The organism is Pseudomonas sp. Irchel s3h17, assembly GCF_900187505.1.
GTDB lineage: Bacteria > Pseudomonadota > Gammaproteobacteria > Pseudomonadales > Pseudomonadaceae > Aquipseudomonas.
The window spans coordinates 1-15462 of the sequence record NZ_FYDL01000001.1 but is presented as its reverse complement, the minus strand read 5'-3'; the positions used below and the strand labels follow the sequence as shown (position 1 = coordinate 15462).

At 55.1% G+C, this 15462-nt stretch carries 11 protein-coding genes and 2 pseudogenes; 4 read left to right on the top strand and 9 right to left on the bottom strand.

Annotated elements, in window-relative coordinates:
- Nucleotides 1–174 precede the first annotated feature (174 nt).
- From CKW25_RS25925 to CKW25_RS00025, 9 genes and pseudogenes are all read right to left on the bottom strand, one after another.
- The gene (locus tag CKW25_RS25925) at nucleotides 175–1068 is read right to left on the bottom strand and encodes a TniQ family protein (protein ID WP_256577880.1); all 894 of its coding nucleotides are present in this window, start codon (nucleotides 1066–1068) and stop codon (nucleotides 175–177) included.
- A 169-nt stretch (nucleotides 1069–1237) separates the two neighbouring features.
- Complete coding sequence (locus tag CKW25_RS00060; protein WP_143497201.1) at nucleotides 1238–1990, bottom strand: hypothetical protein; 753 nt, start codon at nucleotides 1988–1990, stop codon at nucleotides 1238–1240.
- A gap of 69 nt (nucleotides 1991–2059) precedes the next feature.
- The gene (locus CKW25_RS00055; RefSeq protein ID WP_095077003.1) at nucleotides 2060–2992 is read right to left on the bottom strand and encodes a TniB family NTP-binding protein; all 933 of its coding nucleotides are present in this window, start codon (nucleotides 2990–2992) and stop codon (nucleotides 2060–2062) included.
- Nucleotides 2989–5028 carry a DDE-type integrase/transposase/recombinase gene (locus CKW25_RS00050; RefSeq protein ID WP_095077002.1) on the bottom strand — a complete coding sequence of 680 codons (2040 nt, stop codon included), beginning with the start codon at nucleotides 5026–5028 and terminating at the stop codon, nucleotides 2989–2991. The genes CKW25_RS00055 and CKW25_RS00050 overlap by 4 nt, the downstream gene beginning before the upstream one ends.
- 4 nt (nucleotides 5029–5032) lie before the next feature.
- Nucleotides 5033–5428 (bottom strand): hypothetical protein, encoded by a 396-nt coding sequence (locus CKW25_RS26580; protein WP_172736361.1) that lies wholly within the window; start codon nucleotides 5426–5428, stop codon nucleotides 5033–5035.
- Nucleotides 5429–5552: 124 nt separating this feature from the next.
- Nucleotides 5553–7118, bottom strand: coding sequence for a nuclease domain-containing protein (locus CKW25_RS00040; protein ID WP_095077001.1), 1566 nt, complete (start codon nucleotides 7116–7118; stop codon nucleotides 5553–5555).
- Nucleotides 7119–7120: 2 nt separating this feature from the next.
- Nucleotides 7121–9508 (bottom strand): McrB family protein, encoded by a 2388-nt coding sequence (locus CKW25_RS00035; protein ID WP_172736359.1) that lies wholly within the window; start codon nucleotides 9506–9508, stop codon nucleotides 7121–7123.
- A 53-nt stretch (nucleotides 9509–9561) separates the two neighbouring features.
- Nucleotides 9562–9870, bottom strand: a pseudogene (locus tag CKW25_RS00030) (DDE-type integrase/transposase/recombinase); the annotation flags it as partial.
- Between the two features lie 256 nt (nucleotides 9871–10126).
- Nucleotides 10127–11344, bottom strand: a complete 1218-nt coding sequence (locus CKW25_RS00025; protein ID WP_095076999.1) for a Xaa-Pro peptidase family protein — start codon at nucleotides 11342–11344, stop codon at nucleotides 10127–10129.
- A gap of 159 nt (nucleotides 11345–11503) precedes the next feature.
- Between CKW25_RS00025 and CKW25_RS00020 the strand changes: the two genes are divergently transcribed.
- From CKW25_RS00020 to CKW25_RS00005, 4 genes and pseudogenes are all read left to right on the top strand, one after another.
- A complete protein-coding gene (locus tag CKW25_RS00020; protein WP_095076998.1) occupies nucleotides 11504–12070 on the top strand; it encodes a helix-turn-helix domain-containing protein in 567 nt (188 codons plus the stop codon).
- A gap of 267 nt (nucleotides 12071–12337) precedes the next feature.
- Nucleotides 12338–13939: an ABC transporter substrate-binding protein gene (locus CKW25_RS00015; protein WP_095076997.1), complete on the top strand. Its 1602-nt coding sequence runs from the start codon at nucleotides 12338–12340 to the stop codon at nucleotides 13937–13939.
- Between the two features lie 206 nt (nucleotides 13940–14145).
- Complete coding sequence (locus tag CKW25_RS00010; RefSeq protein ID WP_095076996.1) at nucleotides 14146–15156, top strand: ABC transporter permease subunit; 1011 nt, start codon at nucleotides 14146–14148, stop codon at nucleotides 15154–15156.
- A gap of 11 nt (nucleotides 15157–15167) precedes the next feature.
- A pseudogene (locus CKW25_RS00005) lies at nucleotides 15168–15462 on the top strand (dipeptide ABC transporter permease DppC); the annotation flags it as partial.

Below are 15462 nucleotides of genomic sequence, written 5' to 3'. Positions count from 1 at the left end.
CGCACCTTCACAACCAGGCGTTACGTGTTCGACTAGATTTCTCAATGAATCCTGCGGAACAAAGAACCGGCCTTCCTGCTGACGAACAACTACCGGAGGCCAGATCAAGCTCTCTGACTCAAGCCTGAATAGCTTAGCAAGGAGACTGTGGGGAGACGCAGGTGAGTGTCAGGGTCAAGTAGGGTTTCCGATCGCCCAAGCGATTTGTTCAAGCTCGAGGGCGGAGAGCTGCTCACTAGCCTCTTTCCTTGCAACCATGACGGCCTCCTTGCCCAACGCTGCTCGCCCACACTCTGCAATTTCCGCACGATCAACAGGAAAAAACCAGGTGGTCGAGCGAGTCATCGCTTGTATCAACTCAGCCTCATGCTTTGAAATCACCCCATAGGCAATACCGAGCAGCCAATACGCTACACATAAATGAATGGGTTCTGCCTCATCGAATACAGCATCAACCCCAAGGACTTCGCTGCGATACCTCGTAAACCTCCGTCCGGATAAGGGGCGGAAATACTGGCTGGCGAATCCGGATACCACCCCCCCGCCGGCATCGCGCCAAAGCCATAGATACATCAAGAATCTCGCAGAACTGAAGCTCAGTTCAGATATGTTTCCGCGTCTAACCTGAACATTGAGCCATTGCTGCGACCGTACAGTCAAACGCAGCAGAAAACGATTTTCCGCGAGAGCGACGTGTGAACTCGAACTGGACAATGCGAAGTTGACCTGTAACCTCATAGCGGGACTGCCGACATATTCTTCAAATGCAACCCATGCTTTGTTTACGTAATTCAAGCGGGTCTCCTTCACCCTTCTCAACAACACCGGCGATTCATGCAGGAAGCAAACAGCTGCACCTTGGACGCGCCAAGAGCGACGCCACGCAGGTGCGTGATTGCTTGCCACATCGCCGCAGAGGCACTCGGGGCAATAAACTGTACTTGAATCAAACATCAGTAACGGCATTTCTGGCAGTCGGAACACAGAAGCACTACGGACACTGAAAAAAGCATCAAACTGTTGAGTAAAACTCTCGCTTACTACCAAAGCATCAATGTCACCAGACATTCCAAGGAGGTGAGCTTTGATGTGCGCCTGGATAGGAGCTCGGTCTACAAATCTGCCCAGAACCAGTCGTGCGATCCAAGACGAAAGCGTTTCGTCGTAAACCGGGCTGAGCAGTCTTGAGCATATTGGCATGTCATTCACCATTATTAACAAGATTAACTACACGAACTCAAGCGCACACCTGGCATTGCTGAAATACCTCGACTGCCGTCTCGCCTACCAGTCCGCGGGTCTTGTGATGAATCGCATTAACATCAGGGGCAAAGGTGCTCCGGGCTGAAAGATTTTGCTGCACGAGACCCTGCACGAAAGCAGCGTAACGTTTGTCATTAGTCATTGGGGCCAATCTCAGGCACTCAGGGTTCAATGCTTCCAGAAGCTGGAGATACTTATTTACATAGTTATGTGTCGCGGCAATCACAAGCTTCGCACGCATAGGTAACGACAAGAGGTATGTCAGCGAAGCACATGTACCCCGAGTAATAGGAGGGGTGAACATCAGAAATCTACCAGCATCATGAATCAAGAAATACCGATAACCGCGTAGGGCTAGCACGCTCTCAAAAACTGCGGGCATCTTCTGATTGGCGTCTTTGCGGATCCTGTTGGGCATCTGCAGCGCTTCGACGACACCTTGCAGAACGAAGCGCGGATCACTGTCGTCATCTTCATAAAGGGCAAGTGCCCGGCCTTTGCTTCGGCTCAATCTACGCTCGATCTCATAGACGACTGAACTCAATCCCGAGCTATGTTCGCCAGCGATCAGGATTACCCTCGGCTCGCATTCTGACAACAACATTTCCAAGCATCTAATGACAGCACGTTCATTTCCGCTACTCCTGAGCCAACGGTCATGGGCAGGCTGCAGAAAAGCAGGTGTACAAGAGAAATCAATTGAAGGCGCTTCATCAAGACTGGCCATGGCTGACACCTTGCCCGCACGTAATGGTTCATTGCTCCGGTCACAAAATGCGTTTATGAGTCTTCGGCCTCACTCGCTATCGACCAGAACCTTGAGCGATCCCCACTCAACTGTTGGCATCGAATTGCTCATGTAGGAGTGGGTGTCGCGCAGAGTATTTTCGTCCACGTACTCCTGACCATGCAGCAACGCATACCGGTGTGCCTCAGCAAACAAATCGATAATCAGGCGCAACGAAGCGACTGCCGCGTCACTACCTTCAGGTGGCGCGAGGCTGTGCTGAAGCAACGCGCTAAGGAAGGAATCTGTGGTGACTGCTGAGTGTTGCTTCATGGGCATGCACGACTCATACGCAGCGATGAGGCCTGCGAGATCCGCATTTAACAACCAAGATTTCATAGATTGCCTACGGTTGGCGAAACGCGATCTGAGATGTTCATTTCCCATAACAGTGTCAGAAAACGCATCTGTTCCAACAAGGATGAGGTTCACCAACCACCGTCGCCCAGCTAAACCACGCGCTGACAGCAAGTTCTTCTTCCAGATTCGACCGATACTGGTTTCCTCTGTTTCGCCAAACTCATCGACAACCAGCGCGCCAATATTAAAGTCCTTGATGGCACGCCATGCCTCCGTGGCGATACGGATATAGGGGCGATCACACCGGATACCTATTTCTTCGATAACCCGTTTCTGCACGTTAAGCTCATTGGTATTCTCAGACATGTCGACATAAACGATTTTCCGTTTCCATTCACTGTTTGGTTCCCAGCTCTGGTCAGCCCATCGCTGCACCATCGTCGACTTACCGGCGCCAATTGCGCCTGTGATCAGCATTCCAGGGTTGTAGGTGCGGCGTGGAAGTTTTACGAGCTCCATAGCCAGATCCATAGCTCTGGTCGCCGCCGGATAATCAATCCAGATCTCACGCATGCATGCCAACGCACGCTCCTCAGCAGGCAGATGCAAGAGCGCGAGTGTTTCAGGAGTGAGCTCAATCATGACCGTTCCTCCACCTTGAAGGGGGCAACGTTGGCAAACTGATTGGTCTCTACCGGTTTGGTGGCAGGTTCGAGTGTGTCAGCCGGGATGAGACCCATCCTCTGGGCTTGCTCCACTGAAGCTTTCGCCCTCAAACACTTCTTGCCCTCTTTCCTGCTAGTGATAATAAGCTTGCGGACTATTTGATGGGCTTCCACGCCATGTGGAGTCATGCTGCCAGCAAGCATTCTAGAGCGCCGCATTGCCTGCTGTTCGATATGGGTACGGGGTACCCTACCGGACTTGAGGGCTCTAACGGTGTGCCAGAGTCCGTTGTACAATACATACAGCTGGTGCAGGTTCAATGGATTGCGACGCACCGAAACGCTCTTGTGTCGATTTATGAGCGCCCGTGTTGGCCCGTGATTATAGACGACCCCTTTATATTTAATGCCCTCTGGCCTCACCTGCACGCGGCCGCCTGGGAGCATGTTGATCATAAATGCTTCAGCTTTCTTGGCGCTCAATGCAGGCGGACGCTGTATGCCGAGACGTTTCAAGCCATTTTCCCATCGCTGGATGGGGGTCAGTCGATCGATCTCACGCACGGTATTGTTCAGGCGAATAACTTCACCGTACAACATCTGAGTGAACCGTCTAAGGTTATATACCGCCTTCGCCTCTGGATTAAAATCAGCGTCTCCTCTTGGGCGTGCCCCTGTGCTTCCCTCCAAACTTTGCACAAATAAGGTATCCAACAGCTTCACTCCATCTTCTGCTTCGCCTCCTTGCTGAACCCTATTACGATACTCATAATCAACCCCAAACTTGTCACAGGTGGCCCGAAGATAATGGTTATCGTATTCAGATCCTTTGTCGACCAAAATGCTACTTGGCCAACCATATACTGGCCATGCTTCTTCGTTCATGCCGAGCGCAGACAGCAAACTTCGTTTATTCATCAGCGCTTGATACATGGCGGCCGCGGTCGTCGCTCGGGAGGGTGGGCAGAAGGAGATGTCAACGGCTAGAAATGCACCGCTATAGTCATCGATCACCACAGTCAGGTAAGGACGTCCCAATAGCCTTCCCGTTTCGTCATCGATAAGCATGATGCTCCCGGTCGTGCCATCAATCTGCACACGTGAGAGCGGCCCGTTTGGCTCGAAGTCGCTGGGGTAAGCGCCATACTTTTTTGAAACGTAGTCACTGCCCCATTTCCTCAGATCGCGCAACCTTGGATCGATTTCATTGAAAACCCGAACGGCGGTGGATCTGGAGAAGGGTTGCTTACCGGCATCCCGGCAAAGCTCCTCAAATACAGGGTAGATAGCCACTGCTGTTGCGCCATCGTTCCTATACGTCAGATCAAACGCCCTCATGTAGAGATCAACGACCTCTGGATCACGATCATTCTCGCCCACGCCCCTACCTGGCTGCTTGGGCACGAGAGATTGCCACCTCGGATCTTTCGCATAAGCGCGTTTCACATCGCCAAAGGCAGTGGATTTTAACCCCATTTTTTCCATTGCTTCTTCTTTGGTCTTGATCACCTTGGATTCGAAGTTCAGCAGTATTTTCTCACGGCGCTGCGCTTCCTCTTGCTGCTCCCAAGTATAGGTTTCGGCGCACACAACGCTCTCTGGCAAGGGTTGAGTCTCAGCCTCTAGCTTTCTCGCGGAGAGCTTCTCATGCAACACCCGGATGTCATCGGGAGTGAAGCCAAACAGTTCTTCTTTGAGGACGCTTCTGAGTGTGTGATCGTCGGATTCCACCACGTATACATCAGCATCGTTCCCAAGACCGACAATTCGGTAGCTGTGATCTGGATCGTCCTTCAACAGCACGACGTCATCAACTTCAAATCGATCTTCCACGAATATGGCCAGCTCTTTTTTGTGCTGATCACTCAATCCAGGCGGCGGGCTCTTTGAGCTTGACTGGGGCATCTCACCATTTGAACTTGGTTGAGCCCTGTCATCCTCTGGACTCGACTGGGCGAACTCATTCTTTGCATTCTTCTGGCTCACCCCTTTTTTTTCATTTTCCTGGCTCATTTCATCATCTCCTAGCTTTACGGTTGCTGTTCAACTTCTCTAACTTGCACAACCGCCTCCTCACAAGCGTCCAACTTGGAGCCGCAACATTGATCATGTCGCAGTAAATTCGGATATTCATATAGACGAAGTGCCGTTCAATGTACGCTTCTTGATGGGTGTGCCACCAAGACGCCAAGATCACGAATTCACGAATGAATTCTTCTCGGTGCGAAAATGCCTGATGGTGATGGTGGCTGTTCAATACGAACAGCTTGAGCTCATCTAATAGGTTGCTGGTACGCGGATTCGGATACCCGCGTACAACACTACGGCGGCGCATCTGCGGGCGATCCAGACTTTCTATACCTATGCGAAAAGCCGAGACCTGAATATTGATGATGCCATCTTGGGCTGCCACTTTGAGGCGATTCTGGCTTTACTGGATAGTTACGCCATCCCTGAGAAGCGACGGTTGTCAGGCACAAACGACGCTCCATTGGCTATCGAATTTCGATGCTGGAGCTCCCCTGCTTGCCTGTAATTCATATCTGGATTTCAGCGGTTAAGATCCTTTTCAACTCATTGCCAACGGCCTCGCTCCCTAGCCGATCCCTGACCACCAAAGCACCTACGCCATGCGCAAACTGATACTCGGCACTTTCCAACGTCGGAACAGCGCCTCCACGGGGAATCAATAACAGAGAGGCGTCAGGTTTGCGGCCTTCCCAAGATAAACTGTCGTGATAGAGGTGAGCTGATGCCATGCCATCCAAGACTCCAAACCGACTGCTGCGGTACTTGGCATCTAGGACAATGAACCGCTGAGATTTGGGTGACCTCATTGTTACGACGATGTCAGGTAACCGTAGTCTGGATAGGCTCGAAAATCCGTGATACGGCTTGCGATCAATCGCTGGACACCTAACTTGGAACCACACATCTAGAGTGATGCCGTCGCCTACACCACGCCACAGAATCCGACCCGCCTTCATGGAGGAAGAACGGCGTTTCCACTTGAGATCTGGGTAGTGGCATTTCAACTGATTTACCACTATTACGAAACACCACCTCTCATAGATCTCCCATGATGGGCTAAGCCAGAGCGACTCGCTTTTTTCCTGGCCCAATACTCCTGTGCGCAAGGCATACCATCCGAACCGATAAGCCCGCGCATATATTGGCTGAGCAGAAATAGCGTTTAACCCTGCAGCTGATAGACGTCTTTGAGTCAGGTCGCGAAATGGCGGCGTACGTTGAATTCGTTCAAGCTTTTGTAGCAATCTATCAATGAAGGCAATACGTCGCGCTAATCTCGGGCTAAGCGGTGACCGGGTCTCACTGAATGACTCTGTAGCCACGACTTCCTTCAGAGACTTGCAGACTTGTCGGCATCGTCTGATCACCTCAGACAAGACAAGCCCAAGCGCCTGATTCGCAGGATTGTCCTGCTCTTCGTAAGCGGTCGAAACGTCGAACCGAACAATGTTCAGGGGCGGTTTGTGCGGGTTTCCCTGATGCAGGAGCGCCAGACCCGCAGGGCTCATCAGGGCCTTACGAACCCCGGAAACGTCCAGGCGTTTGACCTGATGAGCGCTAACCGCTGTGCGTTCCGTGCGCAGTGATGTCAGTGGTTTTTGACTCACCTGCACAAGGGCGCCCAGCATTCGGTCGCCGTACCGTCGAAGACGAGCGTATTGCAGATGAGGGTTGATCAATGCACCCAGGGTTCCAATCCCTAATTGGGCTTCCTCTGTGCCGAATAAAAGTGACGGATCAAAGTTCAAAATCGTATTAACCATGTCGGCATATGATTCTCCACCCAGTTTCTTGTCGTCCGCTGACACATCCAAACGATACGTCGCAACCGTCTCACCCAGCTCGTTCAAAAGCTCAGCCACGACCTCGCCAGCAAAGTAGCCAGGTGACCAGCACCAAGCTCGCCCACCTTGATGGCTAGAGTCATCAAGGCGAATATCGTCAATGTAGAATGAGTAACCTTCTACCACTGCAAATCGATAAGCCCCCTTCTCCATGAAACCCGTATTCAGGGTCCCTGGATCAAGATCAAAGAACGTTCCGTCGCGCTCCACTCGCAATATAAAGGTCATTGTCAGCGCCAAAACCTGGTGGAGCCGCAGTGGTTCAGTTCTTCAGACATTTCGGTAACTTTACTCAATGACGAATCCATTTTTGCGCTGGTCAAAGCTGCCTTGAGTGACGCGAATACCCGTTGAAGGCGCGGACTGTCTTCGCCTCTGAGTTTCGGAAGGATTTTGGAGTATATGGCCTGATCAATAGCACGTGAAAACTCGATGACCTCCCCTCGCTGGGTTTGCTGGAGGTAACCGAGGATGTCATGCAGTGTTCGCCATCCGAAATGTAAACGGGCAGGACGAAGAATATCCATCAGCACGACCATCAGGTCTCGCACGATCACTGCTTGGTCTGATGTCAATGAATAGGTTGCCCAGCCAGGAAAGGCAACAACATTGATATCCCAGAATTCGATCACTGTAGCGCGATCAAGCACTTTATCGCTCAACCCATGGGTAGTCTCGTCCATGTTGACCGTACCGATGATCACAAGGTTACTCGGGTAAGGAATACCTGGCGGTACGCCGTCGATATCCTCAGGCTGGCCGTGAAATACGATCGCCTCTCCGGTCTCCATCGTTGACAGCAACGGCGCCAGATATTGTTCCGGGTGAGACAGGTTCATTTCATCCAGAATTAACGTGTAAGGCTTCGAAGGGTTCGAGCTTGCCCGGAGCAGAAAATCCAACACGCCAGTACGCACATACGAATCAGGTTCGAGTGGATTGACGTAACCCAAAAGGCATGAATAGTCATGCCAACCAGGCTGGATGGGTAAGATAAGCAAGCCCTCGGAAGGTTCGGGATCACCTTGCCATAGGCTTAGAGCGTAACCACGAGCCAATTGAGTCTTACCTGCGCCACTCAACCCTGTTAGAACGGCAAAGTGACGTCTCGAATGACTCCACAGGCCAGCATCTAACTGACCAACCACCTCTTCGGGGAATGGGAAGTCTGAGCTAAAGCCGGCAATGATGTTCTTGAGGGATGGCCTTTCAACGTTGACCGCAACAGGCTGCTGCGGATCGACTTGCGACGTCACAGAATCCAGGCCATTGCGGACAGCTAATTCTGTGGGAACCCAATGAATCCGCTCGACCCACTGTGTTCCTCTCTCAGTGAGTTCCAACACTCGGCTGTTTACACTAACAAGATCCAGGTTGCGCAACCAACTGATTAGGCTTGTGGGCGCAAAATCGGATGTCCATCCCGGGTTGGCTTTTCGAAGTACAAGGATCGCGTCGCGACTGGACAATGATGCGTTTCGCAATGCGTTCAGCAAATAGTCAAAGCCAAGAATGCGAGTGATCATCCAATCGATCACCTCGTCGGGCTCCCCAGACTCTAAAAATGCCTCACCCCGTAAGGTCAGTTGCAAATCGCTGCCGACCGCCTTGAGCACTCCCCATTCAGCGATCAACGCGTTCAATTGAGTATTGAATGTGGACTTCTTCGATTGAGGGTTGATCGACTGAAGATGCTGCATGAAGTCTTCGCGCGTACATCCATCGGCGGCAAACTCGATCATGGTTTGTATGGTGGCGGTGCCTCCACCAATCGCCAGCATTCCTCGTCTTCTGCGCTCTGGCGGGAGCGGATTAAGCACCTCTTCTCCAGTTACTGGATCAGACGTCTCAGTGGCCTCAGCCTCTGGATTTTGTACATAGGTGACAAATAGCAGCCATGGCAACGTAAGCCTTGATACACCGTCACGCGAGAAATAGTCGGGCACCTCCCCAAACACGTCGTTAAGTCGGTTAAGCACCAATCGATGCAGGTGTCGACGCTGGCCACGTAGCGGCAGACCCATGGTGTACGCCAGCTCTCGAAGCTTGCGAAAATGTGCGATTGAGGTGAACGAGCCAGGGCACAGCAAGGCGAAAAGCCGATACATCTTGAGCTTTGGGTTTCGTTTGGTCAGGAGTGCGACGTCAGCCGCAATTAGTCTCCAGGCTTCGGAAATGAGCAGTTCACTTTCAGCCGCATCCTCGGTCGTGGCGTACTTCTGCTTGAGCTGCCACAAACTCTCTGCAATCTCTGCGCTTTTGATTACCGCGGAGACGTCAACATGACCCATACCAGTGGCAGAGACAGCCTCTGTGTTCCAAAGAGAAAGCTGAAACTCCTCACTCACGAACTCATCATGAGAAACATCCCGAACCCGTACCAGCCACCCTTGAAATTCTTCAACCCAGCGCTGGTTCCCCGACAAGGACAGGACCTGTTCTAGCAAGTGGGCACAGGCGCCTCTGAGATCCCCGTCTTCCTTCAAATCTGGCACTTCATCCCCTCCATTGGCGACATTTTCATATGGCGTGATGATGGCACTGAACGCAAAGCGATTTCCAGCGATAGAGGAGTTCTGCTCATGAACGAATATCCGTGAACCATCACGATGGTTCACATACGCCAAAGCCTCGTTTTTCTGGAGCTAAGTTATTAGTGAACATCTGACATAGCCCACAAGTGAAATTCAGTATTCGCCCTGATGTACTCGGGACCGTTATCGCTGCGGATGGCTTGTGGTTTACCTCGCCACTCAATCACCTGATCCAGTGCGCGCACCACACGTTCGGCCGGTAGCGACAGATCAATTTCCATGCTCAACGCTTCGCGGTTGAAGTCATCAATCAAATTGAAAATCCGAAAGCTGCGTCCGTCGGCTAGTTGATCGTGCATGAAGTCCATCGACCAGCACTTATTGATCGCTTCGGGAACGGCCAGTGGCTCGGGCTTTTCCCGCACAATTGATGGCACCAACCTTAATGCCGCATTTACAATAGCGGCCTTATGCCATAGGTCCGATATGTAGGCCACCGCAGGACGGCCCCGAAACATTCCCAGATCCAACTCCACTCGCTGCCTTCAAGTCGCTAAACGCAGCGGCTCTGCTGGCGATGCTTGAATCAGACCATCAGCGAGGTTGCTTCAATGGCAGTTCTGGATAGCGCTGCGGTAGCCGGGAACCCGCTAGCCGGTAATTACGCGAAGGTGCTGTCCGCGCCGGGTCACAAGCCTGCCCTCAGGCCTCCAACCCGAACGGGTCGTCTACGGAATGGCTCGGCTGGGTAAACCAGCGCGGGCCAGTGGCGGTCATGTAGAAATGGTCCTCCAGGCGAATGCCGAACTCGCCCGGCACGCAAATCATCGGCTCATTGGAGAAGCACATGCCCTCGGCCAGCGGCGTCTGGTCACCACGCACCAGGTAGGGCCCTTCGTGAATGTCCAGGCCGATGCCATGTCCGGTGCGATGCGGCAGGCCGGGTAACTGGTAGTCCGGGCCGAGACCGGCGGTTTCCAGGCTAAGCCGCGCGGCGGCATCCACCACCTGGCAGGGTACGCCCAGGCGCGCGGCGTCGAAGGCGGCCTGCTGGGCGGCCTTTTCCAGGTTCCACACGGCGCGCTGGCGGTCGCTCGGGGTGCCGAACACGTAACTGCGAGTGATATCCGACTGGTAGCCGTGGAGCAGGCAGCCCGTGTCGATCAGCACCATGTCGCCGTCCTTGAGCACCTGCGCGTGCTTCACCCCATGGGGGAAGGCGCTGGCCTCGCCGAACAGCACGATGCAGAAGGTCGAACCCGGCGCGCCCACCTTGCGGTGCGCCTCGCGGATGAACTCGGCAACCTCGGTGGTGCTGATGCCTGCGCGCAGGATGCTGGCGGCAGCCTTATGCACTTGCAAGGTCATGTCTTTGGCGCGCTGCATCAGCGCCAATTCTGTAGCGCACTTGTGATAGCGACACAGGTTTATCACGCAAGAAGCGTCTACGAACTCGAAGCCCGATCCGAGGCGGCGGATTGCGTCGAACATGCAGAACGCCAGGGACGGGCACAGGCCCACCACTGCGTCGGCGGCGATGCCCATTCCAGCGAGCATGTCGAGCAGCAGGCGGTAGGGACTCTCGTGCTCCTGCCAACCATGGATAACCCCATCCACCTCGCGGAAGTCGCGGATGGTGCCCTCTTCAAAAGCCGGGGCGATATAGGCCAGCGGGCCGTTGGCGGGTAGCACGGCACCGACCATGCGTTCGCTCGGGCTCCACTTCACCCCGGTGAAGTAGTACAGGTTGCTGCCAGCGTTCAGATAGAGGGCAGCGATGCCCTGCTCTCGCATCAGGCCCTGGGCCTTGGCAATGCGTGACTGGTATTCGTCGAGGCCGATGGGCTGCATGCCCGCGGTCATCTTCGCCAGGCCGGCCAGCGCCTGTTGCGGAGTTTTGCCACCTACACCCACTGTCATCTCGTTCTCCCGAATTATGTGCAATGCTCGAAATTTAAGCCTGACTTAAACTTCCGTCAACGCATATTTTCAGTGCCACTTAATTTCAGTTAGGCAAAAAGCCTTTTCTGCGATGCGCCGCCCGCTATACTGGCGCCTTCCAGAATACGAGCCACGCCAATGACCGCAGAACAGATCGGGGAACGGCTGCGCCGCCACCGCCGCGCCGCCAACAAGACCCTGAACCAAGTCGCCACTGAAACAGGCCTCACAGCCAGCTTCCTGTCCCAGGCGGAGCGTAACCTCACTGGCGTGTCCATCTCCTCGCTGGCGAGAATCGCAAATGCCTTGGGCATTCCGCTCAACACCCTGTTCGACCAGCCCGCCCAACCCCAGCCCGACTCCCACCAGGGCCAGCGTGTACGGTACTCCATCGGCAGCCAGCCGCTGGTCTACGAGCGCCTGTCCAGCAACTTCCCCGGCAACCTGATCAACGCGATGAAGATGACCATGGCGGTGGGCTACCAGTCCGAGCTCATCTCCCACGAAGGCGCAGAGTTTACCTATGTGCTCTCCGGGCAAATCATCTACACCATCGAAGGCCACACCTACCCGCTCGGCCCGGGGGGTTCGGTGCATTTCGACTCCACCAAGCAGCATTCCATCGCTAACTCTGGCGACGAAGTTGCCGAAGTGCTGGTCGTCACCACCATGGGGGGTCTGCTCGACGATCACCCCACGGCCTGACCGGCCGCCATCAAAAAGTAAGTATCACTGAATTTAAGTTGAAATTAATTTTAGAATAACTTAATTTTTGCCTCGGCCGGTGGCGGCGCGAGCATCCCTCTCTCCCCCCTTCAGCGCTACCACCCGAGCCAGCACGTCGGCCTTCGGCTGCCTGTTCGCAAATGACGGGCAGCCTACAGCCCGTAAAGCCGCAGGGTCAGGTGCATCCCCTCCCAGGAATGGACTACCTGATCTGCCGCCCTCAAAAATAACAACAATGAGGTTCGCATGCGCAAAAACACCACGCTCAAGACCATGATCGCCGCCGGCCTGATCCTCGGTTCCGGCTTCACCCACGCCGCCAGCAACCTGGTGTTCTGCTCCGAAGGCAGCCCAGCTGGCTTCGACCCAGGCCAATACACCACGGGGACCGACTTCGACGCCTCAGCCGAAACCGTATTCAACCGTCTCTCGCAGTTTGAGCGTGGCGGCACCAAGGTCATCCCGGGCCTGGCAACCCGCTGGGACGTTTCTCCCGATGGCCTGACCTACACCTTCCACCTGCGTGACGGGGTCAAGTTCCACACCACCGACTACTTCAAGCCGACCCGCGACTTCAACGCCGACGACGTGCTGTTCACCTTCAACCGCATGCTCGACAAGGGCATGCCGTTTCGCAAGGCCTACCCCACCGAATTCCCCTACTTCACCGACATGGGGATGAACGAAAACATCACCAAGGTCGAAAAAGTCGACGACCATACCGTCAAGTTCACCCTCAAGGGTGTCGACGCAGCCTTCATCCAGAACCTGGCCATGAGCTTCGCCTCGATCCAGTCGGCCGAATACACCGACCAGTTGCTCAAGGAAGGCAAGGCCCAGGACATCAACCAAAAGCCGATCGGCACTGGCCCGTTCGTGTTCAGCAAGTACCAGAAAGACGCCCAGATTCGCTACAAGGGCAACAAGGATTACTGGAAGCCTGAAGACGTGAAGATCGACAATCTGATCTTCGCCATCACCACCGACGCCTCGGTGCGCATGCAAAAGCTGAAAAAGAACGAATGCCAGATCACCGCCTACCCGCGCCCGGCCGATATCAAGCCGCTGCAGGAAGACAAGAACATCAAGATGCCTAGTCAACCAGGCTTCAACCTTGGCTACATCGCCTACAACTTCACCCGCAAGCCGTTCGACAAGCTCGAAGTACGCCAGGCGCTAGACATGGCGGTAAACAAGAAAGCCATCATCGACGCGGTTTACCAGGGCGCCGGCCAGTTGGCCGTCAACGGCCTGCCGCCGACCCAGTGGTCTTACGACGAGACCATCAAGGACGCCGGCTACAACCCGCAGAAGGCCAAGGAGCTGCTGAAGGCTGCAGGCGTGAAAGAAGGCACGGAAATCACCCTCTGGGCCATGCCGGTGCAGCGCCCCTACAACCCCAACGCCAGGCTGATGGCCGAAATGCTCCAGGCCGACTGGGCCAAAATCGGCATCAAGGCCAACATCGTCAGCTACGAATGGGGCGAGTACATCAAGCGCGCCCACGCCGGCGAGCACGACGCCATGCTGATCGGCTTCACTGGCGACAACGGTGACCCGGACAACTGGCTGGGCACCCTCTACACCTGTAACGCGGTCAACGGCAACAACTTCTCCAAGTGGTGCAATGCTGGCTACGACAAACTGGTGGGGGCCGCCGAGGCCACCGCCGATGTGGAAAAGCGCACCGCGCTGTACAAAGAAGCGCAGCATGTCCTGAAAGCGCAGGTGCCGATGACCCCGGTCGCCCACTCCACGGTCTACCAGCCGATGCGCACCAGTGTGAAGGACTTCCAGATCAGCCCCTTCGGACTCAGCAGCTTCTACGGCGTCTACAACGAACACTGAGCAACAGGGGCCGGCCAAGCGGCCCCCTTCCCCTTCCTCGAGCCGGCGCCAGACCGGCGAGGACTTTCTCACCTGCCACAACGAAAAAAAATAAGCGCCCCACCGGGAAACGTCGAGCCGGAGCCTTTACCCACGCGGCCTGAACTGCTGTGAACGGCCAGCACGCTGACCGGCATTACAAAAATAATAAGGAGTGATAAGCCCAAATGCTGAGTTTTATTACCCGCCGACTGGGGTTGTTGATCCCCACGTTTTTCGGCATCACCTTGCTGACCTTCGCGTTGATTCGCATGATCCCGGGCGACCCCGTGGAAGTCATGATGGGCGAACGCAGAGTCGACCCGCAAATGCACGCTCAGGCAATGGAACGCCTAGGTCTGAACAAACCCCTATATGCCCAGTACCGGGATTACATCGGCAAGCTGGCCCAGGGCGACCTCGGCGAATCCTTGCGGACCCGTGAAAGCGTCTGGACCGAATTCACCTCCCTGTTCCCCGCGACCCTGGAACTGTCCATGGCCGCCCTGTTGTTCGCCGGCATCCTGGGCCTTCTGGCCGGGGTGATCGCGGCACTCAAGCGAGGGTCCCTGTTCGACCATGGAGTGATGGGCATTTCCCTGGCGGGATACTCGATGCCGATCTTCTGGTGGGGCCTGATCCTGATCATGTTCTTCTCGGTAAGCCTGGGCTGGACCCCGGTTTCCGGGCGGATCGACCTGCTCTATGACATCGAGCCACGTACCGGCTTCATGCTCATCGATACGTTGCTGGCCGATGACGTCGGCGCGTTCCTCGATGCCCTGCATCACCTGATCCTGCCGGCCATCGTCCTGGGCACCATCCCGCTGGCGGTGATTGCGCGGATGACCCGTTCGTCGATGCTCGAAGTGCTGCGTGAAGACTACATCCGTACCGCTCGCGCCAAAGGCTTGTCGCCGTCGCGCGTGGTGTTCGTGCACGGCCTGCGTAACGCGCTGATTCCGGTCCTGACCGTGGTCGGCCTGCAAGTCGGCACCCTGCTGGCCGGTGCGGTCCTGACCGAAACCATCTTCTCCTGGCCCGGCATCGGCAAGTGGCTGATCGAAGCCATCGGCGCCCGGGACTACCCCGTCGTACAAAACGGCATTCTGCTGATCGCCTGCCTGGTGATCCTGGTCAACTTCGTAGTGGACATCCTCTACGGCTTTGCCAACCCACGCATCCGTCATCAGCGCTGAGGTCAATACCCATGAGCACTCCAACATCCTCAGTAGCCACCGCCACGCCCGTCGTGGATCAGAGCCTGCTGTACCCGTCGCCGTACAAAGAGTTCTGGCAAGCCTTCTCCAAGAACAAGGGCGCCGTTGCCGGCCTGATGTTCATGCTGCTGGTGATCTTCTGCGCGCTCTTCGCCCCCTGGGTTGCCCCTCATAACCCGAGCGAGCAATACCGCGACTTCCTGCTGACCCCACCGGCCTGGCTGGAAGGCGGGCAAATGCAGTTCCTGCTCGGTACCGACGAGCTGGGTCGCGACCTGTTGTCGC